The sequence below is a fragment of the Pseudocitrobacter cyperus genome, from assembly GCF_039889165.1.
GTDB classification, from domain to species: Bacteria; Pseudomonadota; Gammaproteobacteria; order Enterobacterales; family Enterobacteriaceae; genus Pseudocitrobacter; species Pseudocitrobacter cyperus.
Genome location: NZ_JAYMYY010000001.1, coordinates 1,754,009 through 1,780,926 on the forward strand (window position 1 = coordinate 1,754,009; position 26,918 = coordinate 1,780,926).

Annotated in this window: 33 protein-coding genes; 7 read left to right on the top strand and 26 right to left on the bottom strand. The window is 54.3% G+C overall.

The window, feature by feature from the left end; translation table 11 throughout:
* Window positions 1-14: 14 nt before the first annotated feature.
* The 10 genes from lafU to VSR74_RS08410 all read right to left on the bottom strand — a co-directional run bounded on the left by lafU (window position 15) and on the right by VSR74_RS08410 (window position 8,230).
* Window positions 15-932: a putative lateral flagellar export/assembly protein LafU gene (gene lafU, locus VSR74_RS08365; protein WP_347794234.1), complete on the bottom strand. Its 918-nt coding sequence runs from the start codon at window positions 930-932 to the stop codon at window positions 15-17.
* Window positions 925-1,794, bottom strand: coding sequence for a flagellar motor stator protein MotA (gene motA / locus VSR74_RS08370; RefSeq protein ID WP_347794235.1), 870 nt, complete (start codon window positions 1,792-1,794; stop codon window positions 925-927). The genes lafU and motA overlap by 8 nt, the downstream gene beginning before the upstream one ends.
* Window positions 1,795-1,807: 13 nt before the next feature.
* Window positions 1,808-2,509: a FliA/WhiG family RNA polymerase sigma factor gene (locus VSR74_RS08375; RefSeq protein WP_347794236.1), complete on the bottom strand. Its 702-nt coding sequence runs from the start codon at window positions 2,507-2,509 to the stop codon at window positions 1,808-1,810.
* A 13-nt stretch (window positions 2,510-2,522) separates the two neighbouring features.
* Window positions 2,523-2,987, bottom strand: coding sequence for a flagellar basal body-associated FliL family protein (locus VSR74_RS08380; protein ID WP_347794237.1), 465 nt, complete (start codon window positions 2,985-2,987; stop codon window positions 2,523-2,525).
* Window positions 2,988-3,000: 13 nt separating this feature from the next.
* Window positions 3,001-4,065 carry a flagellar hook-length control protein FliK gene (locus VSR74_RS08385; RefSeq protein WP_347794238.1) on the bottom strand — a complete coding sequence of 355 codons (1,065 nt, stop codon included), beginning with the start codon at window positions 4,063-4,065 and terminating at the stop codon, window positions 3,001-3,003.
* On the bottom strand, window positions 4,062-4,367 hold the full coding sequence (locus VSR74_RS08390; RefSeq protein ID WP_347794239.1) for a hypothetical protein: 306 nt from the start codon (window positions 4,365-4,367) through the stop codon (window positions 4,062-4,064). The genes VSR74_RS08385 and VSR74_RS08390 overlap by 4 nt, the downstream gene beginning before the upstream one ends.
* On the bottom strand, window positions 4,364-4,756 hold the full coding sequence (gene fliS, locus VSR74_RS08395; protein WP_347794240.1) for a flagellar export chaperone FliS: 393 nt from the start codon (window positions 4,754-4,756) through the stop codon (window positions 4,364-4,366). The genes VSR74_RS08390 and fliS overlap by 4 nt, the downstream gene beginning before the upstream one ends.
* A gap of 21 nt (window positions 4,757-4,777) precedes the next feature.
* Window positions 4,778-6,106, bottom strand: a complete 1,329-nt coding sequence (gene fliD / locus VSR74_RS08400; RefSeq protein WP_347794241.1) for a flagellar filament capping protein FliD — start codon at window positions 6,104-6,106, stop codon at window positions 4,778-4,780.
* A 204-nt stretch (window positions 6,107-6,310) separates the two neighbouring features.
* The gene (locus VSR74_RS08405; protein WP_347794242.1) at window positions 6,311-7,183 is read right to left on the bottom strand and encodes a flagellin N-terminal helical domain-containing protein; all 873 of its coding nucleotides are present in this window, start codon (window positions 7,181-7,183) and stop codon (window positions 6,311-6,313) included.
* 174 nt (window positions 7,184-7,357) lie between these two features.
* Window positions 7,358-8,230 (bottom strand): flagellin N-terminal helical domain-containing protein, encoded by an 873-nt coding sequence (locus VSR74_RS08410; RefSeq protein ID WP_347794243.1) that lies wholly within the window; start codon window positions 8,228-8,230, stop codon window positions 7,358-7,360.
* A gap of 702 nt (window positions 8,231-8,932) precedes the next feature.
* Here VSR74_RS08410 and VSR74_RS08415 point away from each other — a divergent pair.
* Complete coding sequence (locus VSR74_RS08415; RefSeq protein ID WP_347794244.1) at window positions 8,933-9,859, top strand: winged helix-turn-helix domain-containing protein; 927 nt, start codon at window positions 8,933-8,935, stop codon at window positions 9,857-9,859.
* Window positions 9,831-10,301 (top strand): hypothetical protein, encoded by a 471-nt coding sequence (locus VSR74_RS08420; RefSeq protein WP_347794245.1) that lies wholly within the window; start codon window positions 9,831-9,833, stop codon window positions 10,299-10,301. Before VSR74_RS08415 ends, VSR74_RS08420 begins: the two co-directional genes overlap by 29 nt.
* 27 nt (window positions 10,302-10,328) lie before the next feature.
* On the opposite strand, the gene VSR74_RS08425 is transcribed toward VSR74_RS08420, so the two are convergent.
* Genes VSR74_RS08425 through flgB form a run of 12 tightly spaced genes read right to left on the bottom strand, consistent with a single transcriptional unit; the run spans window position 10,329 to window position 20,065 of the window.
* Window positions 10,329-11,324, bottom strand: coding sequence for a hypothetical protein (locus VSR74_RS08425; protein ID WP_347794246.1), 996 nt, complete (start codon window positions 11,322-11,324; stop codon window positions 10,329-10,331).
* A 5-nt stretch (window positions 11,325-11,329) separates the two neighbouring features.
* A complete protein-coding gene (flgL, locus tag VSR74_RS08430) occupies window positions 11,330-12,244 on the bottom strand; it encodes a flagellar hook-associated protein FlgL (protein WP_347794247.1) in 915 nt (304 codons plus the stop codon).
* A gap of 21 nt (window positions 12,245-12,265) precedes the next feature.
* Entirely contained in the window at window positions 12,266-13,636 is a 1,371-nt protein-coding gene (flgK, locus tag VSR74_RS08435; protein WP_347794248.1) for a flagellar hook-associated protein FlgK, read from the bottom strand.
* A gap of 3 nt (window positions 13,637-13,639) precedes the next feature.
* Complete coding sequence (locus VSR74_RS08440) at window positions 13,640-14,029, bottom strand: rod-binding protein (RefSeq protein WP_347794249.1); 390 nt, start codon at window positions 14,027-14,029, stop codon at window positions 13,640-13,642.
* Window positions 14,029-15,120, bottom strand: coding sequence for a flagellar basal body P-ring protein FlgI (locus VSR74_RS08445; RefSeq protein WP_347794250.1), 1,092 nt, complete (start codon window positions 15,118-15,120; stop codon window positions 14,029-14,031). The genes VSR74_RS08440 and VSR74_RS08445 overlap by 1 nt, the downstream gene beginning before the upstream one ends.
* 11 nt (window positions 15,121-15,131) lie before the next feature.
* Window positions 15,132-15,797: a flagellar basal body L-ring protein FlgH gene (flgH, locus tag VSR74_RS08450; RefSeq protein ID WP_347794251.1), complete on the bottom strand. Its 666-nt coding sequence runs from the start codon at window positions 15,795-15,797 to the stop codon at window positions 15,132-15,134.
* Window positions 15,798-15,823: 26 nt separating this feature from the next.
* Complete coding sequence (gene flgG / locus VSR74_RS08455; protein ID WP_231825207.1) at window positions 15,824-16,609, bottom strand: flagellar basal-body rod protein FlgG; 786 nt, start codon at window positions 16,607-16,609, stop codon at window positions 15,824-15,826.
* Between the two features lie 20 nt (window positions 16,610-16,629).
* Window positions 16,630-17,361, bottom strand: coding sequence for a flagellar basal body rod protein FlgF (locus VSR74_RS08460; protein WP_347794252.1), 732 nt, complete (start codon window positions 17,359-17,361; stop codon window positions 16,630-16,632).
* Window positions 17,361-18,551, bottom strand: coding sequence for a flagellar hook protein FlgE (gene flgE / locus VSR74_RS08465; RefSeq protein ID WP_347794253.1), 1,191 nt, complete (start codon window positions 18,549-18,551; stop codon window positions 17,361-17,363). Before flgE ends, VSR74_RS08460 begins: the two co-directional genes overlap by 1 nt.
* Window positions 18,552-18,585: 34 nt before the next feature.
* A complete protein-coding gene (gene flgD / locus VSR74_RS08470) occupies window positions 18,586-19,263 on the bottom strand; it encodes a flagellar hook assembly protein FlgD (protein WP_347794254.1) in 678 nt (225 codons plus the stop codon).
* A gap of 2 nt (window positions 19,264-19,265) precedes the next feature.
* Entirely contained in the window at window positions 19,266-19,691 is a 426-nt protein-coding gene (gene flgC, locus VSR74_RS08475) for a flagellar basal body rod protein FlgC (RefSeq protein ID WP_347794255.1), read from the bottom strand.
* 23 nt (window positions 19,692-19,714) lie between these two features.
* Complete coding sequence (flgB, locus tag VSR74_RS08480; RefSeq protein ID WP_347794256.1) at window positions 19,715-20,065, bottom strand: flagellar basal body rod protein FlgB; 351 nt, start codon at window positions 20,063-20,065, stop codon at window positions 19,715-19,717.
* Between the two features lie 78 nt (window positions 20,066-20,143).
* Here flgB and flgA point away from each other — a divergent pair, with 78 nt between their 5' ends.
* The 5 genes from flgA (at window position 20,144) to VSR74_RS08505 (ending at window position 23,651) form a co-directional block, all read left to right on the top strand.
* Window positions 20,144-20,926: a flagellar basal body P-ring formation chaperone FlgA gene (gene flgA / locus VSR74_RS08485; protein ID WP_347794257.1), complete on the top strand. Its 783-nt coding sequence runs from the start codon at window positions 20,144-20,146 to the stop codon at window positions 20,924-20,926.
* Between the two features lie 132 nt (window positions 20,927-21,058).
* Window positions 21,059-21,331: a flagellar biosynthesis anti-sigma factor FlgM gene (gene flgM / locus VSR74_RS08490; protein WP_347794258.1), complete on the top strand. Its 273-nt coding sequence runs from the start codon at window positions 21,059-21,061 to the stop codon at window positions 21,329-21,331.
* Between the two features lie 2 nt (window positions 21,332-21,333).
* Window positions 21,334-21,771 carry a flagella synthesis protein FlgN gene (locus VSR74_RS08495; protein WP_347794259.1) on the top strand — a complete coding sequence of 146 codons (438 nt, stop codon included), beginning with the start codon at window positions 21,334-21,336 and terminating at the stop codon, window positions 21,769-21,771.
* Window positions 21,768-22,589, top strand: coding sequence for a hypothetical protein (locus tag VSR74_RS08500; protein ID WP_347794260.1), 822 nt, complete (start codon window positions 21,768-21,770; stop codon window positions 22,587-22,589). Before VSR74_RS08495 ends, VSR74_RS08500 begins: the two co-directional genes overlap by 4 nt.
* A gap of 3 nt (window positions 22,590-22,592) precedes the next feature.
* Entirely contained in the window at window positions 22,593-23,651 is a 1,059-nt protein-coding gene (locus VSR74_RS08505) for a CDP-glycerol glycerophosphotransferase family protein (RefSeq protein ID WP_347794261.1), read from the top strand.
* 34 nt (window positions 23,652-23,685) lie between these two features.
* Here the strand turns inward: VSR74_RS08505 and VSR74_RS08510 are convergent, their stop codons facing one another.
* Genes VSR74_RS08510 through fliJ form a run of 4 tightly spaced genes read right to left on the bottom strand, consistent with a single transcriptional unit; the run spans window position 23,686 to window position 26,918 of the window.
* Window positions 23,686-24,078: an adenylyltransferase/cytidyltransferase family protein gene (locus tag VSR74_RS08510; protein ID WP_347794262.1), complete on the bottom strand. Its 393-nt coding sequence runs from the start codon at window positions 24,076-24,078 to the stop codon at window positions 23,686-23,688.
* A 13-nt stretch (window positions 24,079-24,091) separates the two neighbouring features.
* On the bottom strand, window positions 24,092-25,036 hold the full coding sequence (locus tag VSR74_RS08515; protein ID WP_347794263.1) for a hypothetical protein: 945 nt from the start codon (window positions 25,034-25,036) through the stop codon (window positions 24,092-24,094).
* 26 nt (window positions 25,037-25,062) lie between these two features.
* Entirely contained in the window at window positions 25,063-26,469 is a 1,407-nt protein-coding gene (locus VSR74_RS08520; protein WP_347794264.1) for a glycosyltransferase family 2 protein, read from the bottom strand.
* A gap of 5 nt (window positions 26,470-26,474) precedes the next feature.
* Window positions 26,475-26,918: a flagellar export protein FliJ gene (gene fliJ, locus VSR74_RS08525; protein WP_347794265.1), complete on the bottom strand. Its 444-nt coding sequence runs from the start codon at window positions 26,916-26,918 to the stop codon at window positions 26,475-26,477.

A 26,918-nucleotide genomic window follows, 5' to 3' on the forward strand; every position in this document is an offset into this window, starting at 1 on the left:
CGATAACTGTTTAATTATGGATTTTTTGAAATTTTCTCGGTCAGCGGCTTGATGATTTTTTCACCGTGCTGGCCAAAAAACTGATACAGCGATTCGCTGGCGGAGTGCGTTAACACCATGATTTCAATACGACGGTTGGCAGAGCTCAGCGGCTGTTTCGGATCCAGCAGCATTTGATCGGCCATGCCGCTGACCTGTAGCACCTTATTCGGGTCAAGCCCGTTGCGGGTCAGCACCGTGCGTGCCTGCATCGCACGTTCGCCGGAAAGATTCCAGTTGTTGTAGAGCACCTGATCGCGAAAACGCGTGGCATCCGTGTGGCCGGTGATGATGATTTTGTTATCAATTTTATTCAGTTCCGGCGCGAATTTGGTCAGCAGGCGATTGAAGAACGGTGTCAGGATCGCGCTGCTGCGCTGGAACATCTCGCGCTTCTGATCGTCAGAAACCAGAATGCGCAGCCCCTGCGGTACAATCTCCATCTTCAGGTTAGCCTGCGCGTCGTAGGCAGAGGTGATCTGCATAATGATGCGCGCCAGATCCTCAATCTCGCTGTTGGATCGCGCGTTAACGGAGTCCAGGCTTTCTCCCTGCTTAACCTGTTCCGCCAGCGCTTTTTCATTTTCCGTATCCATTTTCTTCGGGTCGCGCTTGCCAACAATCGCCAGTTCGCCGCCCGCATCTTTCTGGGTAATCGGCGTGAGTGAGTGACCTTCAAAGATGGTTTCACCCCCATTCAGCAGCGAGACAATCTCTTTACGCTCCTCCTCCGTCACCGCGCCCATGATCCACAGCACCATAAACAGCGCCATCATCGCCAGCGTGAAGTCGGCAAACGCCACCTTCCACGCCCCGCCATGAAACCCTTCATGACCCTTACGTGATGAACGTTTAATGATAGTGGTATGTTGCTCTTTACCCCGACTACGCATCCGCCATTCCTGTCATCTGGTTGACCCAACCATCCAGCGTGGCAAACGTCGGTTTGGAATCCATTGGCAGCATTTTGCGCCCGGCGTCCACCGCCAGCAGCGTCGGTTTACCCGCAACGTGGTTAACCAGCACAGTACGCACGCACTCCAGCACGGAGATCTGCTTTTTGGTGCGCTGCTCCATGGCGTTCGCCACCGGATCCATCAGACAGTAACAGAAGAATACGCCAAGGAAGGTGCCCACCAGCGCGGCGGCAACCTTCACACCGATCACGGCGATCGAGCCATCAATGGATTGCATCGTAATGATAATGCCCAGTACCGCGGCGCAGATACCAAAGCCCGGCATCGCTTCTGCGGTACGCTGCAGCGAGCGCGACGGCTGAAGCAGGTTCTCTTCCATTGCGCCGAGTTCCTGCTCCAGGATCCCTTCCAGTTCATGCTCGTTAATCTTGCCCATCGCCATCAGACGGAAGTTATCGGAGATAAACGTCACCAGCGCTTTATCGCGCAGCATCGACGGATACTTCTGGAACAGCGGGCTGTTGGCAGGTGATTCAATATGTTCGTCCAGCACCTTCAGGCCGCCGTCCTGAACCAGTTCCAGCAGTTCATACAGCAGCATCAACAGTTCGCGCTGATACTCGCGGGTGTATTCGTTTTTGCGCATGATGCCGCGGAACTGACGATACATCTCCGCCAGCACCGCTTTCGGGTTCGCCAGTACCATCGCGCCCATGCCTGCGCCAAGAATGATGATAATTTCGCCCGGCTGCCAGAACGAGGCTAAATGCCCGCCAGACATGATAAAACCGCCGACGACACAACCCATGATGATGAGAATACCTAAGAATTTCTGCATAAACCTTTCACTTTCACTTCTGGAAAAAAGACTGAATTTTCTGCGCGATTTTTTTATTGAGCTGACAGACTCTGGCCTCGGTCAAATCGAGAACCAGAGCTATCTCTTTCAGGCTCATTTCGTGCTGGTAATAGAGGGTCAGGATCAGTTGTTCACGCTCATCAAGCGTTGCCAGCGCGCTGCGAAGCGTTCGGCTAATCATGACCTCTTCCTCTAGCGGACGACTGTCCAGCGCCGCCGAATGCCCGTCATTACTCAGGAGCTCGTCCAGACTCTCCAGCGCTTTGGCGCAATCCAGCAGCAGATACTCCTGATACTCTTCAGCCGTAATAGATAGATGGCGATTGAGATCCTCAAACGTCGGCGCACGCCCCAACTGACGCGCGACTTCGCGGATCGCATCATTGATTTTGTGCGTTTTCTGGCGCAAACGACGCGGACGCCAGTCAAGCTGGCGCAACTCATCGAGTACCGCGCCGCGAATACGCGGCGCGGCATAGGCGATGAACTGTTCATCCGGATGACCGTAGCGGCGCAGTGAGCTAAGTAGCCCCATCAGCGCGCTCTGCTCCATATCTTCGCGGTCGATAACGCTACTGGTCTGGTATGCCAGTTGCTTCACTATTTTGTTGACCAGCGGGAGATACTGGCTGACATAGCGCGCCTCATCGGCAACCGTCAGCGTTTCACTGGCAATAAAATCCATCATTTCCATTACGGCTTATTCATCACTGGAAAACCATTTTGCTGATGATCACGTCATCAAACGGTACATTCATATTCAGGCTGCTGAAGCGCGCGTCATAGGCCGCCTTCAGCTTGTTATGCAACTCGTTTACGCTGAGCGCGCGCACCGCGCTGTAGTTCATGTCCGAGAGCAGGCTGACGGTTGCGCCGCGAATAGCCGGGATCATCTCTTCGGATTTACGGGTATTTTCCGGGCTGCTGGTGGTCAGATTCAGCTCCAGCAGCAGATAACGCTCCGCACTGCTGCTCCCTTTCAGGGTGATCACCAGGTTCTTCACCTCGACAAACTCCACCGATTGCGGCTCAGAGGAACTAAACCACTGGGTAAGTACGCCTGCGCCCTCATCAGAACGCAGCAGATGGGTGCCAACGACGGTTAAACCCGCCGCCATCACCGCAGTCACCAGGGCGATAATCACGCCAAATAAAAGTGTTTTCGTATTCATAAGTTTCTTTGTGTTAAACGGTCAGTAATACCGAGTCATCTTCACGACGCGAGTTATCCGGCACGGTTGCGGCTGCGGCAATCTCCGCTGCCGACTGAATCACCGCCTGCTGTTCGGCAAAAGGCGAGCCCTGATGGTGTTGTTGACCGCCGGATTGCGAGGAGACCTGAACGTTAACCTGAACGAAGTTTTGCTCGGTCAGGCTCTGACGCAGATCGTTGCTTGTCTGCTGTAAAGCGCGGTAAACCTCTGCATGGCTGGCGTTAATTTGCACCTGCATCCGGCCATTATCGATTTGCAGCGAGATATCAATTTTGCCCATATCGGGTGGATCAAGACGGATGGTGGCGTGCTGGATTTGGTTTTTAACCTGCACCTGTAAGCGCTCACCCAGTACGCGCTGAAGCTGCTGAGACCAGCGGGGATCTTCCGTATCAAGCTGCAAGGTGCTGGTCTGTGTCGGGCGAACGTCCGGGCTTACGGCGCTACTCGCCGTTACCGGCTGCGCCGCGACCTCAGGCGTCACCGCCGTCATCAGGGTCATCAGTTGTGGCGCAAGCTGCTGCCCTGCCGGGAGCGGCGCGGGCGGCACATCCGTTTTATTCAGCAAAGTGCTGTCGGCGTTGACGACAGGTTGCTGCTGGAGCATCCCTTTCACCATCGGCGCCTGAGCCGCCACTGCGGTCGGGAGCGACGAAATCAGGGTGGCCGCCGTCGGGAGATCGCCCGAGCTCGCGGTTTCAAGATTGAGCGGCTGCGGGCGCGGCATCAGCAGCGCATCGAGAAGCTGCTGCTGCGCATCTGCCCGCAACAGCGAGGAGTCCGCCGCCGTCAGATCATCGTCGCTTTCGTCCGCTTTCTGGCGCAAAGCCTGCGCGCTGACGCTCATGCCTGGGGCGCTTTTCCCCTGCCCGACCATCAGCGTATTCACGACATTTAACAACGCCTCGCTGAAGGCCATCGGCGTTGATGCAGTGGTCGCCTCCGCCACCACGCTTTGCCCGCCAATAAGCTCGGCCTGTGCGGGTACGCCTGCGGTGTTACCCGCGCCCAGGGCAAGATTGAGGAGATCCGTCACCGCAAATCCTCCGTATCCATAAATGCCGCGTAGGCCGTCGCCCCTTCGCGATTGCGTACCGAGCGCGCCATTTTGGCTTCGATAATCTCAAGCTGCCCCATGCAATACTCTCGCGCCTGGCGATGAATGCGTTGCAGGTGCTCCAGCGCCTGTTGTTCCGCGGTGTTCAGCGCCTTGCCCTGAATCTCGCCGAGCAGTTGCGCGATATCACCGTCAATGCGCTGTACCATAGGCCAGTGGTGGTCGGCAGTCGCCTGGCGCAGCGTCTGCGCCAGGGTTTGCAGGGATAACAGGTAACTCATGCGGTTTGACCCATTTTTTCCCAACCTTCCTGAATGTTGCCGAGGATCTTTTCGACCTCCTCAAGGATCTCAATAGAGAGTTTATGGCTGGCGTCATACAGGCGATAAACGCAGTAGTCATAAAGATTGGCAAGGCTTAACGCCAGTTCGCCGCCCTTGTCAAAGTCGAGAGCGCTGGTCAGCGCATTGAGAATATCGATGCATTTATTGATGCTCTGCGCTTTGCGCTCGTAGCGACGCGCCGCGATATGACTTTTCGCGCGAACCAGTTCATCCATCAGGCCATTGAACAGGATCAGCACCAACTGGTGCGGATTTGCTGCCGCCGACTGAATCGCCAGATCTTCCTGGTGGTAAAGGCCGTAGCCTTCCCTTTCGTTACCGTACATTACGCTCGGGTTCCCTTAGAGTTAGCTAAACATGCTCATGGTGTTGTTCATTTGCGTCATGATCTTCTGTAACTGCGTGAACTGCTTGAGATAGCGGTTATAGGAACTCTCATAACGGGTGTTCATTTTTTCGGTTTTGGTATCAATATCGCGCTGCTGGCGATCGAGGGTTTCCTGACGCCCTTTCAACAGACCGGTGCTGGTGTTGAGGTACTTATCCAGCGATTTATCCATCGCCTTGATAAGCCCATCGTTACCGTTGAAGAAGTTGTTGACCGATTGCGGGTCTGCCTTCAGTTGCTCTTCCAGCTTGTCGGCGTCCAGAGTCAGCTTGCCGTCTTTGTCAGAAGTGATGCCGAATTTGGTCATGTTTTCATCACCAAAGGTCTGACGCAGGATGTTGCTCAATTCGTTAGAGAGCGACGAGATGCTGGCATCCCCGGCGAAGGCGCCGCGGTCGTCGGTGCCGCTTCCGGTGGCGGTGAGTCCGGAAATAGTGGTTTTAATGGTGTTATAGGCATCGATAAACGCCTGGATCTGCTCCTGGGTTCCGGTGGTATCGGTATCGACCGTGATCACCAGCGGCTTATCCGCTTCCGTTGTGCCGGTCAGCTTGATAGAGACGCCGTCCACCAGGTTGTCCAGGGTGTTAGAGCTACTGGTGTATTCGTCAGGGGAATCACCCAGTGTGAATCTCGCGTCTTTACCCTTAGTGATAATGCTTTCTTTGGCGAAATTTTCTGAAACGTTGGTCATTCCACTGGTGTCGATAGCAATGTCATATTTCTCACCGCTCTGATCGCTGCTCAGCATCAGTTGCACCTTGCCATCCACCCGCATCAGCGAGGCGGTGACGCCGTTCTGCGCGCTGCTGCTGGTTAACGGATCATCGGCGCTCGGGAAATCCGCTTTATTCACCGCACTGGCGAAATCGGACAGGCTGTTCAGGCCATCCATTTCAATGTCGAGGCTTTCACCGTTCAGGGTGATGGTCATCGTCCCGCTGGCGTTTTTAATGTCCTCGTCCGTCAGGTCGCTGAAGCCCTTTTGCTGCGCGGACGCCAGTTGCGTCACATTCAGGCTATAGGTGCCCTTTCGCGCCGAGGCGCTGGCGGAGATGGTCGCGATCCCCTCCTGGTTCATGGTGACGGCATTTTTCAGCACATTGCTGGAGGTGGAGTTCAGCCCCTTGATCGCCGTGCGGAAATCAGTCAGCGCGGTACGCAACGCGGTCAGCGCCTTTTTCTGCGCCGACAGCGTGGAGGTTTGCGACTGGATAGAGGTCTGTAAAGCAAGAATGTCATAGCCCGCCAACTGTGTGGCAAGCGTAGTCGGGTCAAAATCAGACATTGTAAAATTCTCCAGGCACGAGCGCCGCTCTCAACATGACATTGATGTAGCAACTAACGTGCCAACTTTTTAATTGAACAGAATCAGATAGTTACAAAGAGGGAGGAACCTCTCTTTCCGCCATTTCCGGCAGGGGAAAGGCGTTGCCGGATACAAAAACACCGCCATACAGCGGTGTTTTGACTTAAATAAGATGGCGAGAAATTAGCCCAGCAGCGACATCACCATGCTGGACATGCTGTTGGACTGCTTCAGCATTGACATGCTGGTTTGCGCCAGCATTTGGTTACGGGTCATGGAAGAGGCTTCGCTGGCGAAGTCCGCATCCTGAATGTTGCTCAGCGCCAGTTCGGTGTTGTCTTTCATGTTCGCCAGGTTGGACGCGGTGTGGCCCAGACGGTTGATGCTGGCACCCATTTTGGAACGCACGGAGCCGACGTCATTCAGCGCGGTTTCCAGTTGGCCCATCAGCGCTTTTGCATCAGAAGCATTGGTAATGCTGATGCCGGAAGCAGAGCCCCAGTCGCCAAAACCGAAGCCAGAACCGGTGAACAGGCCGCTTGCGCCAGCGCCCAGCTCTGCCCCAAGGTCAACTTCCATGGTTTCGCCGGAGGAGGAACCAATCTGGAAGTTCAACGCGCTGGCAAACTTACCGGACGCGCCGAACAGCTTCTCACCTGCGTAAGAGGTGTTGTCCATGATGTTTTTCAGTTCAGCGTTCAGGTCATTCATTTCCGCATTGATCGCATCACGGTCATCGGTGGTGTTGGTGTCGTTCGCCGCCTGGGTTGCCAGGTCTTTCATGCGGTACATGATGTTGCTCACTTCATCAAACGCACCTTCAGAGGTCTGCAGCAGTGCAGTGGCGTCAGCGATGTTGCGCTGTGCAACGGCCATGCCGTTGCTCTGGCCCTGCAGACGGGTAGCAATCTGCAAACCTGCCGCATCATCTGCCGCAGAGTTAATACGTTTACCGGTGCCCAGGCGTTCCATCGCGGTAGACAACATGCTGTTAGATTTATTCAGCGCATTGGTGGACGCCATAGAAGAAGCGCTGGTGAAAATTGACAGTGACATTGTGTATTCCTTTTATAAATCGGTTTTCAGTGGCTCTGATTAATAAGAACGACACAGTGATTGTGAAAATTAAATCCGAGGGCCAATGAATAACGATTTTTTTTGTCAGAGGGCATACAGAAACGAAAAAGCCGCCCCGGAAAAGCGGGCGGCTTCGTTAACAAGGTGCAGAAATTAACCCAGCAGCGACATCACCATGCTGGACATGCTGTTGGACTGCTTCAGCATTGACATGCTGGTTTGCGCCAGCATCTGGTTACGGGTCATGGAAGAGGCTTCGCTGGCGAAGTCCGCATCCTGAATGTTGCTCAGCGCCAGTTCGGTGTTGTCTTTCATGTTCGCCAGGTTGGACGCGGTGTGGCCCAGACGGTTGATGCTGGCACCCATTTTAGAACGCACGGAGCCGACGTCATTCAGCGCGGTTTCCAGTTGGCCCATCAGCGCTTTTGCATCAGAAGCATTGGTAATGCTGATGCCGGAAGCAGAGTTCCAGTCGCCAAAACCGAAGCCAGAACCGGTGAACAGGCCGCTTGCGCCAGCGCCCAGCTCGGAACCCAGGTTGATTTCCATGGTTTCGCCGGAAGAGGAACCGATCTGGAAGTTCAGGGTGTTGGCAAACTTACCGGACGCGCCGAACAGCTTCTCACCAGCGTAAGAGGTGTTGTCCATGATGTTTTTCAGTTCAGCGTTCAGGTCGTTCATTTCCGCATTGATCGCATCGCGGTCATCGGTGGTGTTGGTGTCGTTCGCCGCCTGGGTTGCCAGGTCTTTCATGCGGTACATGATGTTGCTCACTTCATCAAACGCGCCTTCAGAGGTCTGCAGCAGTGCAGTGGCGTCAGAGATGTTGCGCTGCGCAACGGCCATGCCGTTGGTCTGCCCCTGCAGACGGGTAGCAATCTGCAAACCTGCCGCATCATCTGCCGCAGAGTTAATACGTTTACCGGTGCCCAGACGCTCCATAGCAGTAGAGAGCATGCTGTTGGATTTATTCAGCGCGTTGGTAGACGCCATAGAGGAAGCACTGGTGAAAATGGAAAGGGACATTGTTTTTCTCCTGGATAACCTGTCTGTCAGGTATTTATGTTGATACTGATGAAGTAAAACGACCCCTGACGTCAGAAATTAAATTTTATTTTCAGCCTTTCACAACCCGTAAAAATAAAAACAGAGGAACCATCCGATAAGCCGTACTAATAATAAAAATACTATATCTCAGCGTTTTTTGTTAAAAACAGCGAAAAAAGCATAATTAAAATAAAAAGCGACCACTTCACCAATAGACTTAACTATTATTTTTATTTTTTTCTGTCTGAGCCTGAAAACCCTACAATCACGACTGGTAACCATTTATTATAAAAACAATTATGTCACATAATCACCATTCCAGATAACATCAGGAACATTTAACTATTGAGATTAACTTTTACTCAAATCCATTAATCACACACGAGATTTTTTACTATTTGAGGTGTTGCACGTCACACTTTTATCGCGTAAAAAGAGCCCCAGGAAACGATTGTTCCTGTAGCAGACATCGGAAGGAAGAGGCCAGACCTTCCACATTTGATCAATGTTTGTCCGCTTTTGTTTATGAGGTAAGGTTTATCTCTGCTCTGTTTTCTATAATAAGAAACCGCTCATTATAACTCTCACATTTTATTAACAGCAAAACAACACTACATCCAGCCCTAAATTATGACACTACATTTTTATTAAATGGGAATGGTTACCGCCATCGATTAACTGATGAATAAACGCTACTGCTCTGTCAATAACTGGTTGATTGACCTTCCTTCAGGATCAATCCTCCATTTAGCTACCGGAGAAAGGAAGCGCCTTGGAGAATATCAGCTTAAGCTGCTGGATATTCTCATGCAGGATGCAGGAAGAATTTTTACTCGCGAAGAGTTAACGAACCTGGTTTGGGAACGACGCGTTATTGGTAATAACAGTCTCCCAAACGCGATTCATGCACTACGTACCGCCCTGGAAGATGATGGCAAACAGCAAAAAATCATCAAAACGATCCCCAAAAAGGGGTACTTGCTGGAACCGGAATATTGTCGCGTTATAGAAAAGGAAGAAAGCGAGGTGGATGTACCTCCGGAGGCGCTGCCGCTGCCAGAGGTTGAACCAGACACGCCTGAAGAAACTGTGGCTGAAGCCTCGCCTGTGGTCATGGATGAGGAAGTGCAAAGTGCGGTCAAGGAATCTGCCCCGCCAGTGCTGGCTAACCGCACCACTTTTGTGCTTATCGTGGTACTGGCGGTAGTCTGTAGCGCCCTGCTGACCTGGTGGCTGGTAAAGCGAAATGACGGCGACCATTTAACCGCGAAAGAGGTGCAGCCCAACGTTTACAGCAATATCCGTTTGTATGCGATCGAACCGTCGGGGGAGCTCTCTTACAGCGCTGATAATCTCTACAGCAAACTGAAAGACTCGCTGTACACACTGAATCAGCAGGTTAAGACGCAATCCGTGACAATGACGGTTTACTTCAGCAACAAGAATTTTGTGTTGAACTATACCTTCGCCCTGACCAGCCCTTGCGATAAGCGGCAACTGGTGATGGCGATTTACCACTGGCGACTGGATTCAAACCAACTGAACAATTTAATCCTGCGTGAAACCCGGAGAAAGCTCAATGAAATGGCTACCTGTACAGAGAGTTAATCTGCTGCTGAGCATCGCCATTCTGCTGCTGATAGCCGCGCCTTTCGCCTGGCAAGCGCTGAACTCACCGTCGATGGTGCGCGGCCCAGACGTGGAAGGCACGTTTCAGATGGGGTTTTACGACCTGAAGTCGCAGAGCAAAGAGATTTACGACTCGCGCCTGAAAACCACGCGCGGCACGATTCTGGCGACGATTATCAGCCCAAACGACAGCCGCTTCGTACTGAAAGGCACCTTTACACCGGCCAGCAAACGCAACAACAAGCTCTATTTCTACCTGACGCCGGTTTACTACAGTAAGGCACAGCAATCATTAATGATCGACAGTCTGGTCGATCAGCTAATGCATACCACATTCTGGATGGAGCCGCTGTCGCTGGGTACGCAGCCGTTAGTGGTGGGAGAGAGCGGAGCTATCTTTTTGTATCCGCTGAAAAAGTGATAACGCAGGGGGCTCGCCCCCTGCCCCTCACCCCAGCAAATTCTTCACCGTCGCCAGACGCACGTTAGCCTGAGCGCCCAGCGCCTGCGACAGTTTTGCGAAATTCTTCGCACTGTTCGCCAGCGCATCGCCCAGCCCTTTCGCCGTTTCCAGCGCCTGTTTTGGCGTATACACCGTCGCCATATCATCAATGCGCGATGCCACACGATCCTGCTGCTGACGCAGGCGGCTGCGCTGACGGGTAATGTGCTCTAAAGTATTTTGCAGTTTGACTTCCCTGCCAGAACTCAGCGTCAGCATCTCATCGCTGCTCGCGCTCTCCGCCTGCGGCGTCAACAGGGTGAACGAATCCGCAGGGAAACGTTCGCCTTCGCCGCGCACGGTAAGCTGCTGGCTCACGCGTTCCCAGCGGCTTTCATCGACACTAAACAGCAATTGACCGTTCCCGCTCTGGCGGGCATGAATACCCAATCTTCCGAGACCGACATTCAGTTGGGTGAGCGTTTGTCGCGGTGATGCTTCCGCTGGCAGCGCAACTGCGCTCATCTCCCGCTGGCGGCCGCCGAGCGAGAACACCAGCGTCTCGCCTTCCAGACTGCTTAACAGCTTTTCGCTTTCCGGCAAGGTAAAGTTCACCGTGCTTTTCTGCTCCAGCGACGCAGTAAGATGGCGATCAATCGTGCCGCCGGAAAGCTGGGTACGCCGGGTAAGATGCTTCTGCAGCGCGCTGGTCTGCGCCGCCGCATCGCCGCGCATTGAGGATTGCCGCAACTGTAAAAGCTGTGTTTCCGTCTGCGCCAGATAGCTATCCGCCTGCTGAACCGCGGTCAACTGCTGGTTGAGCTGAACGTTGTAGCGCATCGGGCGGCGCGAGAGTAGCGCCGACTCCGGGAAAGCGCTGCGCGGCGTGACGGCGTCCGGGGTACGAACGCGGGTAACGCTTTGCGGCGCATCAATAGTTCCGCGCCCGGTAGTCGGGGACGCGGAGGTGGTCAGGGATGATGTTTTTAAACCAACTTGCATAGGGATTACAACATACTGAACAGGTTAAGCTGGCTGACCATACTGTAAGCCTTATTGGTTATCTGAACTGACTGCAAATACAACTGCAGGTTAACAGAGGTGGTGACCTGATCCGTATCCGCCAGGTCACTGACGAGCTGCTGATTCGCCATGCTGACATCCGTGTGCGCATCGCCCAGCAACGTCAGGCGATTCTGCCGACCGCCAAGGTCGGTAAACAGGCTCGCAATATTATCCTGTGAGTTCTTCACCGAGCCCAGCATCGCATCGATATCATCTTTGTAATCGGCAAAATTCGCGTTGGGATCCTGCATTTTATCGCTCAGTTCCTTCAGCTTATTCAGCATCTCCAGATCGTTGCCCGACTCAGAGAACGCCTGGGCAATATTGGTATTTTCCGTGATGGTCACACCGTTGGCGACAATGGTTTCACGGGTGCTGTCGTTACCGCCATAAACATACTGACCGTTCTCATCCAGCGACACGGTTTTACTGTCGGTTTTGGTGCCGGAAAACAGATAACTGCCGTTCTCGCTTTTCGCGTTCATCGTCGCCACCAGCGAGTCGAGCATGGAGGCGATTTCCGCGCCGTAGCCCGCCATATCCTTCTGGCTATGAGTGCTGTTGTTCGCCGACAGCAGCTTATCGTTCAAAGAGAGTAATTGCTTACTCAGCGCATCCACGTTCGACTCCTGAATGGCCAGCGCGCCGCTCAGGCTGGTGATATTGCTCTGATACTGAGTAATCGCCGACTGTTCGCGGTTAAGCTGCACCAGACGGCTGGCCGCGACCGGGTCGTCAGATGGCACATTGATGCGCTTGAGCGTCGACATCTGTTCCATCAGCTTACTGAGACGGGTGCTGTTGGTGCCCATCTGCGACAGCATGGCATTTGAATTGTAGAGACTACTGATACGCATAATCTATTTTTCCTCTGGCGCTTAGAACAAGTTCATCAGGTCGGTGAAAATCTGATTACCGGTGGAGATAACCTTCATGTTGGCCTGGTAAGACTGCATGTAGATTTGCAGGTTAATCGCCTCTTCATCCTGATTTACCGCGCTCAGGTTATCGCGCTGGGTCTGCGCCTGTTCACTGACCGCCACTGCCGCTTCCATTTCCGTGGTGCTCTGTCTGCTGGCGATGCCGATAGTCGAGATAATGGCCGCCGCCCCTTCGTTCAGGCTCATATTGCCTAAACCAGGAATATCGGTTTTCTGGTTTTTCAGTTCAATCAGCGCCGTCAGGTTGTCGCTGTTGCCGGGCTCATCTTTCGCCCCTGAAAGCGCCAGTTCTTCAGGCGTGAGGTCATTCACCTGCAACATACCGGCCGGGTTACTCGGGTCGAAGGTAAAGAGTTCCTTACCCGGATTGCCGTTGAGGTCATAGCCTTTTTTCAGTTGCTCATTGAAGAGAGAGGCCACGGCTTCCGCCATCCCCTGCACCGACTCTTTCATCTGCTGGAGGGTGCCGGTTTCATAGTCGTAGAGCGCGCCCAACTGGCCGCCGGTGGACGGGTTCAGCGAAAATTCACTGGTGGAGAATTTCAGCGTCAAGGTGGAGTTGCCGTTTGCATCCTGGCCCACGCTCAGTTGCCCGGCGGTTTTACCGCTGACCAACGGCTGACCGTTAGTTAATGAAACGGTGAAGCTGCCGGATTTGTCCTCGCTGACTTTCACATCCGCCATTGAACTGAGCGTTTTCACCAGTTCGTCACGCTGATCGCGCAGGACGCTGGCGTTACCGCCGGTCGACTCCATATCGGCGATCTTCTTGTTATAGTCGGCAATGTTGCCGCTCAGGGTGTTAATCTGATCGACCATCGCACTACGCTGGGTATTGATGGACTCTTTCTGGCTGGTGATGAAGTTATTCATGCTGTTAAAGCGCGTTGCCAGCGAGCCCGCCTGATTGAGCAACTGCTGACGCAGCGCCGGGGACTCCGGCGTCTGGGTCAGTTCGCTCAGGGCATTGATAAACTCATCCAGGCCATTGCCGAGGCTTGTGGTATCCGTACCAATCACCTTCTCAAGCGAAGTAATGTACTGATTGCCCGTCGAGAAATAGTTCGCTTTGGTGTTGGTCTGCCAGACCTGATTAACCAGATACTGGCTGGAGATGCGGCGAATACTATCCACCTGTACGCCGCTGCCCGGCGTTAACCCGGCTTCGCCCATTGGCCCGATAGCGCTCTGGACTACCCCCTGACGGCTGTAGCCGCTCACCAGCATATTGGCGATGTTCATCGACGTTACGTTCATGCCTACCTGCGCGGCCTGAATACCGCTGTAAGCAATGTTAATCATACTCATGGGTTACTCCTGTTCGCGCATCACCGGGACGACGGGCGTTTTCAATTCATTGGGCTGCTCTTTTAAAGCGACCAAAGCGCCCGCATCCTTAAGCGGCGTATTTCCCTGCGGCGAAAGCTGGTTGATTATCATCTGCGCGATGCCGGTACTGCGCTGCGAAGCCAGCTCTGAAGCGAGTTTGTCATCGTAAAAATCGCGCATCATGCGCTGCTGTTTGCTGTTGAACGGGTTATCTTCCCCCAGCACATCAGCGGCTTTACGCATCTGCGACAGCATCGAGCGCAGCATCAGCGCTTCAAACTGCTCTGCCGCCTGTTCCAGATTTTGCGCCTTCACCTGCCCGGTAATATCCCCGGGCAGAATTGACGTTTGACGATTAATCGCATTGACCATTAGATAACCACCAGTTCAGCATCCAGCGCGCCCGCTTCATGCAGCGCCTGTAGAATGGCCATGGTGTCGTCCGGCGCCGCGCCAAGGCTGTTAATGGTATTGACGATGCTGCGCAGACTGGTGCCCGCGGCAATCATCACCATCTGACCGTTCCCGCGATTGACGTTAACATCGCTCTCCGGCGTCACTACCGTCTGCCCCTGGCTGAACGCGCCAGGCTGGCTGACGTTTGAGGATTCACGGATGGTCACGGTCAGGTTGCCGTGAGAGACCGCTGCAGCGCGAACCACCACCCCGTCGCCAATCACTACCGTGCCGGTGCGCGCATTGAACACCACTCGCGGCGGCTGTTTACCGGCGTTGATCTGCACATCTTCCAGCGTCGACATAAACGCCACGCGCTCACCCGCGCTCATCGGCGCACGTACCGCCACGTTGGTGGCGCTCTGGGCGGTGGCAGTGCCTGAGCCAAAGGCGTTATTAAGCGCCACCGCCACGCTATTGGCGGTTTTAAAACTCGGGCGCTTCAGGTTCAGCATCACCATCGGTTCCTGCTGGAAATCGCTTGGCACTTCACGTTCGACGGAGCCGCCATTCGGCACGCGCCCTACGGTTGGCGTATTAATGGTGACGCTGGAGCCACTATTGCCCTCCGCCTTTACGCCGCCGACAACCACATTACCCTGCGCCAGCGCATAAACTTCGCCATCGGCACCGCGCAGTTGCGTCAGCAGCAGCGTACCGCCGCGCAGGCTTTTAGCGTCGCCAATGGAGGAAACGGTCACGTCAATACTCTGCCCGCGCGCGTAGCCCGGCGGCAGCGTGGCGCTGATTGCCACCGCCGCCACGTTCTTCACCTTCGGGTCGATTTTGGTCGGTAGCTGTACGCCAAACTGACGCAGCATATTCGTCACCGACTGACTGGTGAATTTGACCTGGTTTTTATCGCCGGTTCCGTCAAGGCCAACCACCAGGCTGTACCCCACCAGTTGGTTGCCGCGCACGCCCTGAATATCCACGACATCGCCAAGACGTTGCGCCAGCGCATTCACGCTCCACAGCAGCAGGGCAAAAAGTGCCACTTTACGCATCACAGCCTCCATTAAATCGGGAACAGCGGGTGGTTGAAGAAGCGCGTCAGCCAGCCTGCAGAGTTAGCGTCGCTCAGCGCGCCGCGTCCGGCATAGGAGATACGCGCATTCGCAATACGCTGGGACGAGACGGAGTTGTCACGCTCGACGTCATCGGCACGCACCAGCCCGGTGACGCGCATATATTCATCGCCCTGGTTGAGGGTCAGCCACTTCTCGCCGCGGATCGCCAGCACGCCATTGGGCAGCACTTTGTAGACCGCCACGGTGATCGCCCCGCGCAGGCTGTTTTGCTGCTGCGAGGTGGCATTGCCATTAAAGTTACGATTGCCGTCGATAGAGGCGGAAAGCTTATCAACCGAATGACCAAACGCTTCCGGAATGCCCAGCGAGACATCGTTCTTTTTGCCGAAATTGGTCTTCGCCTGTTTACTGGCCTGGGTGGACTCATCCAGTTTGACGGTCAAAATATCGCCCACGCGATAGGCGCGGCGATCCTGAATCAGCGACCAGTTATAGCCGCTGTTATATAACCCGCCGCCGCGCACCTGCGCGTCCGGCATCACAATATCTTCCGGCGGCGCGAAGGCCGCATCGTCTTTTTTTACCAGCAACGCCGGGCTTTCACAGCCCGACAAAAAGAGTGCCAGCAAAACCATTACCCACTGCTTTTTCATAACGCTTTCACTTTACGGCCCGGTCGTTACATCGACTGGGTGACAAACTTCAGCATGTCGTCGGCGGCTGAGACCATTTTGGCGTTCATCTCATATGCGCGCTGAACGGTGATCATATCCACCATCTCCTCGACGACCTGCACGTTAGAGCCTTCCAGCGACCCCTGTTCCAGTTGGCCGAATGCCTCTTCACCCGGAACGCCTTCCACCGCTTCACCGCTGGCGGCGGTTTCGCGATAGAGGTTGCCGCCAATCGCTTCCAGCCCGGCCGGATTGACGAAGTTCACCAGCGTCAACTGCCCCAGTTCGACCGGGTCGGTCTCCCCCGCCACGGTGGCGGTGATGGTGCCGTCTTTGCCGATTTGCAAATCTTTCACGTTCTCCGGCAACTCAATTTGCGGCACCAGCGGCAGGCCTGCAGCATTGGTTAGCACACCGTCCGGCGTTTTCTGGAAGTTACCGGCGCGTGTATAGCCGATATCGCCGTTCGGCATCTCCACCTGGAAGAAGCCCTGCCCGGTGATCGCCACATCCAGCGCCTGTTCGGTGTTCTGAATGCTGCCGACGGTAAACTCTTTTTGCGTACCGACAATCTTCACCCCGGTACCGTACTGAATCCCGGTCGGGGCGACGTTGTTCTGATCCAGTTGGCCGCCCGGCGTGCGCTGATTCTGATAAAACAGATCGGCGAACATGGCGCGGTCACGCTTAAACCCGGTGGTATTGACGTTCGCCAGGTTGTTGGAAATGGCGGTCATTTTGGCGTCCTGCGCCGCCAGACCGGTTTTACTGATCCACAATGCGGGATTCATCTCTCTACCTTCTCTTATTATCAGGAGCCACGGATCAGACGGTTGCCCGCCGTCGCGAGGTCTTCTGCGGCTTTCATCATTTTGATCTGCGCTTCGAACTGGCGGTTGAGCGCAATGCTCGACACCATTTCGTCAATCGCCGAGACGTTGGCGCTCTCCAGATGTCCGGCGGCGATCATCACGTCCTCATCGCGCGGGTTGACCGCCGCGTTAGTCACCAGAAAACCGTCAGCGTTTTTACTCAGTTCACCGGTGGGCACATTGACCAGCTTGATACGGTCAATATCCACCGGCGCGGCGATATCGCCATCGTCAGGCACAATGGTTATCACCCCATCATCACCGATGCTCACGGAGGAGAACGGCGGCAGGACAATCGGCCCGTTGTCCCCTTCCACCGGCAGACCGTTAATCGACAGTTCACCATCAGCATTAACATCAATCTGCCCGTTGCGGGTATACACCTCACGGTTGCCCTGGCTCAGGGCGATCAACCCCTCGCCCTTAATCGCCACGTCGAGATCGCGCCCGGTATCACGCACCGCGCCGGGCGTCATATCCACGCCGCCCTGCATCGGCTGCGTCATGTAACGCGAGGCGTAGCCTTCGCCGTTCACCTGTTGGGTCATCGCCCTGTCAAGATCGCCGCGAAATCCCTGGGTGTTAACGTTCGCCAGGTTGTTGGCGTGGATCTCCTGCTGCGACAGCGTGCGTGATGCGCCGCTCACGGCGGTAAAAATCAAACGATCCATTACACCGCCTGGAAGAGTGCGTTCATCATGCTGTCATTGGTGCTGATCACTTTGGTGTTAGCCTGATAGTTACGCTGCGCGGTCATCAGCCCCACCAGTTCAGAGGTCAGGTCGACGTTAGACTGCTCCAGCGCACCGGCGGTGATCGAACCCAGCAGTCCTGTACCCGGAGCACCGGTCAGCGGCGCGCCGGAGCTGGCGGTTTGCGTCCAGGTGGTGCCATCCTGCGACTGAAGGCCGTTGGCGTTAGCGAAGTCCGCCAGTACCAGTTGCCCCTGCAACATGCGCTCGCCGTTAGAGAAGGTGGCGTAAACGCTGCCGTCGGCGTCAATCGCCTGCCCGGTACGTTCACCGGAGGCATAGCCGCTGCCCTGGTTTTTGCTGACCGAGAAGTCAGAACCGTACTGGGTGGTGCCGTTATAGCTCAGGTCGATAGCCAGCCCAGCCGCGCCCGGAACATCGATATTCAGGGTGGTCAGGTTGGTCGGTTTGGTCAGTACGCCCTGATCGGAGAAGGTCATCTCCTGGGTGCTGTTCGGGATTTCCGCGTCATCCATGTAGTAGTGCACTTCCCAGGTGTTATCGTCCGTTTTCACGAAATACTGGTTCAGCGTATGTTCACGCCCCAGTGAGTCATAGACCTGAGTGGTATAGCTGTTGTTGTAGGAGGTGTTGTCTTTGGGGTCGAATGTCCCGTTGACCGGCACTTCCGCGTTGGCATCAAGGTTGGCGGTGAAGTCGAGACTGTCGGTCGCTTTCGCCGGAATGGAACCGCTGCTGATGGTCAGGTTGCCGACAGTACCCACCTGAAGCTGGCCGTTTGCATCTACCGGATACCCCTGTAAGTACATACCCAGGTTGTTGATCAGGTTGCCGCTGCTGTCGGTACCGAAATAGCCCGCACGGCTGTAGGCGGTCGTCCCCGCGCTATCGCGTACCACAAAGAAGCCATTGCCGTTGATCGCCAGATCGAGGGCGTTGCCGGTGGAAGCGATGCTTCCGCCTTTGGTGATGCTCTGCGTCACGCCGGAAACGCCGACACCCAGCGGCTGGCTTTCGGCATACAGCGAAGAAAACTCAGCGCGGCCAGATTTGAAACCCACGGTGCCGGAGTTAGCGATGTTGTTGGAGATCGCGTTAAGCTGTTCTGTTACGGCGTTCAGGCCGGTGGTGGCAATATTAAAGCTCATAAAAGTTCCTGTTTCATCATCTCGTCAGCGCGCATCAGGCGCTGTTTTTCGAGGTTGTTCCAAACTGCGTAATGTTGTTGTAAGCAATGTCGCCAATGCCATTGATGTTCAGCACCGTCGAGCTACCGTCGAGCGGAATGCGCACGTTAGTGACCGTGCCGCCCACTTCAATCGGCACCGCTTCTTCACCGGTATCCGTCACCACGCTCAGGGTATATTTGCCTTCGCTCAGGCCCATTTCCGCCGGGTCGATGGTGAAATCCACCTGCCCCGCTTCCTGTTTGCCCAACTCAATTTTGTGCTCGACGCCAGCGGAGTCCTTCACAATCACCGTCACCACGCCTGCGGCATGTTCCAGCGTCAGACGCCCGTCAATCGCCGTTTCTCCGTCGCTGTTGATGCTGTCGCTCTGCACCATCACATGCTGGCCGACCAGATTGCCGGTGGTGAGGGTTTGCAGGTTGTCCATCAGCACCGAACTGTTGGCCATAAGCTGCGACATGGTCTCCATTGATTGCACCTGAGTAAGCTGCGCCAGTTGGCTGACGTATTCGGTGCCATCGGTCGGGTTGAGCGGATCCTGGTTCTGGATCTGCGCCACCAGCAACTGCATAAACAGGGTATTCATGCCCGATGCGGTGCTGCTGTTGCTGGCGATGCTGCTGTCGTAAGAGGTCGCCTGGGCGTTACTGGTCGTGTTGTCGACATTCATACTTACGCTTCTCCGAGTCGCAGCAGGCTTTGCTGCATGCTTTTCACACTGTTGAGCACTTCGACGTTGGTTTCGAAGCTGCGCGATGCCGACATCATGTCCGCCATCTCTTCCACCACGTTGACGCCCGGGTAGTAGACGTAGCCGTTGTCATTCGCCAGCGGGTTATGGGGTTCGTAGCGTTCAACGGCGTCGCCGCTCTCCACCACATCCATCACCTGTACGCGTGCGCCGGTCAGGGCGCGGCTGTTCATCAGTTCGTCGTTGTTGTAAATCGCGGCAAACACCGGGCGGCGGGCTTTATAAACCCCCTCTTCGGTCGCAGCCGCAGTTTCTGCGTTCGCAAGGTTACTGGCGATGGTGTTCAGTCGAACGGTTTGCGCCGTCATCGCCGACCCCGAGACGCGATAAATATCGGTAAAAGCCATATTCCGTGATTACCTGCGTAGGGTTACTTACCTTCAATAGCCTGCTTCAGGCCGGTGAATTTCATGTTTAAAAATGCCAGGCTCATCTGGTAGTCCTGCGCGTTTTTGGCGAACTCTGCCTGCTCCACATTTAGCGAAACCGTGTTGCCGTCAGACGCGGGCTGATAGGGCACGCGATACATCGCCTGCGGCGTCGCTGATTGTGAAAAACTGCGCGATGAACGTTGCATCTCAGCGGCAAAATCAATATCTTTAGCCTGAAAGTTGGGGGTATCGACATTGGCCAGGTTGGCTGAAAGCAACTCTGCTCGGGAAAGTCGAAGTGCTACAGCCTGTGGATGTACGCCCAATGCTTTGTCAAAAGTAATACTCACAATTCACGCCCTCGTGATGCTAAACCTGCAATGATCTGCTCACCCTAATAGCAAAATCCATGCCAAGGTTTTAACGTCATGATTTATAATGATTTAAACTGTTTTACCGCCGCCAGCATGAAGCGTTACTTCCGCTTCGGCGTACTCTCTTTCCTCCTTGTGCTGACGGCGAGCGCCGCGGCCAGCGGAAAAACCCCGAATGCCCGCAAGCAGATCCAGGTCGCCGTTCAACTCAACGCCGCTGAAGTTATCTATCAGGAAGCCAGGCGCCGTCAGTGGCCGAATTACCAGGCAGATCTGAACCTGTTTATTCCTTCAGAGGTGTCGCGCTTCGCCACCTGCGCCAAAGAACCCACCGTTTCCTTCCCCGATGGCGAGCGCATCGACCTCATCCGTCTGCGCGTTGACGTGCGTTGTGAAAGCCCGCAGCGCTGGGATGTGGCGGTGACGGTGAAACCGGATATCTACCTTCCGGTGGTCGTGGCGCAAAACACGCTGGAGCGCGGACACCTGCTCTCTCCTTCTGATGTCGCCATTAAGAAGCTCAATATCAGCAGCCTGCGCGGTAACTATCTGACCAACCCCGACGAAGTGATGGGGCTGACGGTAAAGCGCCGCGTGCGTGAACGCCAGGCGATTGCCCTCACCCAACTGGAATCCCCGGTGCTGGTCGAGCGCGGTCAACGTGTGCTGATGATTGCCGAACAGGGCGGTGTGGAAGCCCGCACCATGGGCGAGGCGATGAAAAAGGGGCGTAAAGGCGAGATGATTAAAGTGAAAAATGAGAGTAGCGAACGCGTGGTGAGCGCCATTGTCGCCGAAAGCGGCGTGGTGAAAATGGTCTACGCCAGCGGGCGCTAAAAAAGTGAGGATGAGGTTTAAGTTTGTCGACACTCTGGCCGCTCTTATTCAATACAGGGCATCGGAAGCCCCACTTCCGCCAGGCAGGATTCGTCAGCACCCATACCAAAAAATGAAAAAGAGAGCGTAGCGATGAAAGTAGAAGCAACCCAATACAATCTGGCCAGCGCCATCAACAAAGCCAGCGCCGCCGAGCAGACCCGCACCGTCGCGCAGGAAGGCAGCAAAATAGAACGCAGCGCCGCGATTGACCCGGTACTGGGCGATGCGCAATCACAACTGGCCGCGCTGCCGGAAGTGGATATGGCCCGAGTCGCCGAGATGAAAGACGCCATCAGCAGCGGCAAAATTGCCATTAATCTCGACTCCCTGACGGAGTCGATGCAGAAATACTTCCAGAGGTAAATATGACTAACGCTGCCCATAGCGTTAAAAGCCTGATACAGGGTATGGTCTGCGATCGCCAGCACTACCAGGCCCTGATCCAACTTCTTGAAGCGCAGCGCGAGCACATCATTGCCCGCCGCGCAAGCGAACTCGATGCCCTGAATACTCAGGTGATGGAGCGCTACCAGCAGCTTTCCGCGAACAGCCAGCAGCGCTATCGCCTGCTCAATCAGCTAGGTATTCCGGCGACGGCCGAAGGAATGCTGTCGCTGATTTCCCGCCTTCCCGCCTCTCATCGCACATCGGTTGCCGCACTGTGGCAGGCGCTGCAACAGCAGGCAAACCAGTGCTTTGCCGCCAATGAATACAATGGTTCTCTGATGAACATGCAACAGGAGATCCTGGTGAATGTGTTGAACGCCAGCGAGCCGGAAAACTGGTTATATCAGCAGGGGTGATCCCAACCCGCTTCATCTCCCTTAGAGGTCTGTTTTCAGTGGAAGACAATATTTTCAAATTCCGCCGCGATATTAATATTCATTATCGCATCAGTCAGCCTAAATACGATTGCCAGCACCTGCTGATTGTTATGTCAGGGTTTAATATTCCTGACCCCACTATTTATGATTTTGATATGCTGGCGCATTGCCGCTCCACTATTTTGTGGATTAAAGATGATTTTAATGGTTTACCCGCTTATTACCTATGCCACCAAATGAAATTCGACATTGAGAACGGGGTCAGTACGCTTATCAATGCGGTGATTGAGTACGTGAAGCCCAAAAATATCTCCATACTGGGCGCATCGAAAGGTGGCAGCGCGGCGCTGTACTACGGTATTAAGCACAAAATCAAAAATATCATTACCTGTGTGCCGCAGTTCAACATAGGTAGCTATGTCGCAAGCGGATACTGGGAAGCGGTTGGCCGAAGTATGATGGGTGAGGTGTCGGCGGAAAAAATCGTCATTCTCGACCGTTATCTGTCAGGGATCATTAAGTACGATAAGCTTCTGCAACGGAATATTTACCTGTTTACCTCCCGCCAGGATAAACAGTATCAGACAGAGATCGCCCCTCACCTCTCACTTTTTGATAAATACACGTCCTTCAATCTGATTGAGACTGCTTCAAGCCTGGTTACTGAGCATACTGCGGTGACGCCTTATAATTTAAATCTTATTTTGGCGCTGATTTATCAGTTTGAATCAGGGGTATCTCCTGCCTGGGGTCACATCCGCAACGGCGACCAGAGCCACTTCATTCACAAGGAATAAATTATGCGTGCGCAGACCGATTGCGTTGCCTTTTTTATGGAAACCTCTTTCCATTACCAGGTTTATCGCAACATCATTAGCCACCTGATTAGCCACAACGTTGCCTGCGAACTGGTGGTTAATGACCTGATTGAACCAGCATTCGTTAATGAGATGATTTCCGGGCTGAGAAAAATCAGCATGCCGGGGCTGGCTTGTGTTTCATTATCGTCGGTGATTAAGTCAGGAAAAAAATATCGCTGTATGATCAGCCCCTATTATCTACAGTATCTTGAAAAAACGGCAGATATTCATATACGCACACTGTACGGCCTGGCGAAAAATCAGTGGAATCATGCCGAATGGAATACTCAGTATGACTATATTTTATGCTACAGCCACTATACGCAGGCATCCTTGCAGTGTGGCGATAAAGCCATCGTGGTCGGCAATCCGCGTTTTGACGACTGGCATAATAAAACGTATCAAAAAGCGCTCCCGTCTGAATTAAACATCAACCCCGCCAAACCGACGCTGCTTTATGCTCCGACCTATGGCGATCTCAGTTCTCTTCCCCACTGGGCGGAAAAGCTGGGGCGTTTACGTCAGGAGTACAATATTATTGCCAAACTGCATCATGGCACCCTGTACCGGGAGAGTGAGCGTAGCGCCCTGAAGCTGGCGCAGCGTTATCTGAAAAATATCGTCAGCGATAATGACCTGACGCTGACCCTGCTCGAACAGGCCGATTACGTCGTCACCGACAACAGCGGCTTTATTTTTGATGCCATCCATGCCGACAAAAAAGTGATTCTTCTTAACTGGAAGGAGATGGGGAAATTACTGGCCGATAACGCGTCTTATAGCTCCCCCGACAGCCCGGAACAGAAAGTTCGTGCATACCTGCCAGTTGCTGAAGATATGCAGGAAATACGCGACTATTTATCAGCAGACTGGCCCTGGGGCGAAATAGCGCCCGCGCTGCAAAACATTAAAACCGAATATTGCGATGCCTTTAATGATGGAATGGCCGGACTTCGCGCCGCGCTGGTCATTATTGAAGCGCTACGCGAGCAGCGTTAAAAAAGATCGGGCCACGATATCGTGGCCTGATGGTTCAGAGATGTTTAATGACTTCAATCACCGCCGTTGTGGAAACGGCGGGCGTGCGAGGGAGATAAACCACCTTCACCGAGTCGCAGAGATGATCAAATTTTCCCTGCCAGTCATCTCCCATCACTAAGGTATCTGCGGCGTAGCGTTTAATATATTCCGCCTTTAATTCCAGAGACTCCTCAAGAAAGACCGCATCAACATATTTTATTCCGGCAACAATCGACAGCCGCTCCTGTTCTGCATAGATGGGATAACGCCCTTTTTTTTGGTAATTCAGGGCATCCGATGAGACGCCCACCACCAGCCGTCCGCCCAGCGCTTTTGCCCGGCGCAGAATATGCAGGTGGCCGACATGAAACACATCAAACGTGCCAAAGGTAATGATATTTGTCATGTGCGTCAGGCCATTACAGCAGAGACAGCCCGCATAACAGGCTGTAATCCGCCGTGGTATCCCCTTTTGGCGGGAAAGGATGCTGCTGTTTCCACGCTTCGAATGCGCTCACCAGCATCGCTGCCTCTTCTGCCGTCAGTTGATGGTTATCAGCGCTGCGAATAGCGCAGAGCATTTTGATGCAGAAAAAATCACGCGCCAGGGCGAGGAATGCTTCACCGTAGTTGTCGCAGGCAATGCCCGGGAAAACCTGATGGTAGAGCTGATAAATCAGCGCATTCGTCAGGATCCACGGCTGTTCATCAAACAAGGTGATCGCCTGCCATTGGGCAGCCATCGCCTGATGACGCTCCGCCAGGCGTGAAGGCGAGAGGATCGCCAGTTCGCTCAGCTTCAGCGCCATCGCCATTTTTTCGGCCATCGGCACATCCAGATTCAGGCGAATCGCTCCCATCTCTTTTAACGCCGCCACCTGGTGCTCAGGAATGGCGGGCAACAGGGCAAACTGCTGTGCCAGCACGCCCTTCTCCGCCAGGTCAGCAAGTTGTTCAGCCATCGCGCTTAACAGGGCGGGCTCCTGCTCACCCTGGTCTCGATACTGCTGCGCTTTACTCAGCAGCACGCCGATTGCATAAAGACGCCCTTCCAGCGTCAGCGCCGGATGGATTGCCAGGTTAATACAGTGCTGATTCAGCGCTTCATGCCAGGCATCCAGTACGGTTTCACTCTCCGCGGGTTTCGGTTCAGTGTGCAGTACAAAGGCTTCCGGGTTAAGCAAGGCCTGGCGGGCTGCCGTCTCGCAGGCGAGATTCAGGCTTTCGCGCTGCTGATTTTTCAGCCTGATGCTGACATACGGAAAACCGGGCTGCGCGTGGCGGCAGGCCAGGCAAGTGCAGGCACTCTCCTGCGCCGCATAGCCTTTAACAAACTCAGGGTGATAATGTTCGATCGATTCCATCTTGCTCTCTCAGGGGCATAATCTGTTTAACGGTGTTTACGGAAAAACCAGTGTGTGCAATCAACCACCTCGCCGCTTTGCGGGTCAGGGTGGTGATGTAAAAAGGCGAAGCCAGGGCTAAAGCCCAGCCAGACGTCGCCACGATTCATCACCGCCGCCCAGCAGCGATCCAGACTGGCGTTCAGTTCAATTCCCTGGCGGTAAGCGTTTAACAGCTCAGCGTAATAACCGGCGTTCACCGCGTAAGCACAGCCGCAGCCCGCGTTAAAGATCCGCGCTACGCCTGGCATGGCCTGCGTAGGGGTAAAATTCTCATAGCGTGCGCCGAGGGTAAGCCCCTGCCAGGCGATGTGCTCCAGCCCGTTGAGCAATTTATTCACGTAGAGAACCGTATTCTCTTTTTTGACAAACTGAATATCGGCATCCAGCAGCAGGACGTTGCGCCAGCCCTTTTGCTGCGCCTCTTCCAGCACCTGGCAGTGGGTTTTCAGTTCCACATCCTGCTTCATCACCAGCCACAGTTGTTCCGCGCGGATACCAAACGCCAGCAGCGCTTCACAGCGTTTTTCCAGTTCAGCGGAGTCTTTGTCATCAAACAGCAGCGCGATTTTTTCAAATACCGCCCAGTTCACCTGGGTATTGACCGGGGCATTGCTCAGTCGGCGGTAGTGCGCCAGTAAATTCGGGTCGCTGACAAAATCCTCAAGGGTAAGATCCACCGGCTGAGAACTGCTCATGACAAAATCTTTATCGTAGGTGTTCTGGCTGTGCGAAATGCACAGAATGGCCTGTTTCGGGTCTATCTGATGAACTGGCGTGGTAAAACCATTGAGGAACGAGGACTCTTCCGCCCGCGTTGCCGTATCGTCATAGCGATGTTTTTTCAGGTAATTACGATGAAAACCGAACGTACCATTCAGCGCATGATTCGGGCCGAACGCATGGGTAAGATAAATTTTATTCAGGTGGCTGTACCAGATGTAGATCTGATCGGAGGCGGAGAAACGGGCGTTATTCTCCTGCATTTGCGCCACCTGCCAGGAGATTTTATTTGGCGGATAGTAGTCGTCATCGTCGAAACAGAGGATGTACTCCCCTGTAGCCAGGTCGTTGAGCATATTGCGCTTTTGCCCCAGCACCAGCCGCTCTTCGCTGTGAATATAGCGCACATTGGGCAGCGCCGGGTCAACCATCATCTCAATCAGGTCGGCATTGCTTGTCGGCGAGTCGTCGAGGATCACCAGCTCGCGCCTGTCGGCCGGATAGTCCTGGTACTGCCAGATGTAGAGCAAATAGGGCAGAAATTCACGGCGGTTATACGTTGGGCAGACAACGCTGACAAACGGTGTGCGCTGAGGCGATGACGCCTGCTGGCGCTTCATCAACGCGTCCATTAGCGTGGCGCCGCGCGGAGGATTTTTTATCGTAGACATAGTTCTTATCGCTGTCGTGATACGCGTTGCTGACGCAGCCAGCACTGGGTGGAAAGAGAATCGGTGGTTTTCTGTTCGCGACGCAACTGGGCGGTCTGACGATCGACGCGTTTCGCATCCAGCACCAGTTCAAGGCTTTTTTCCCGTCGCGACTCGGACAGCAGATTACCCTGAAGCTTCTGCGCCTCCAGTTGTGCCAGCGCCTGTTCCTGCTTCTGCCAGTCAATGACGCGCTGAATATTGTGTTTATATTTTGCCTGGTTAAACATCATGGCCGCGCTGCCGCCCTGGGTGGTTGCCAGTTCACCCGCCAGTGAAGTCAAGGTGGCGATATTTTTCTCGAAACGCTGGCAAATCTGATTCTGTGAAGCCAGTTGGCTGCTTAAATCATCCACCGCACGGCTGCGCAGCAGGTGAAGTTGCTCAAGCGTTGAGATCAGTTTGTTCAT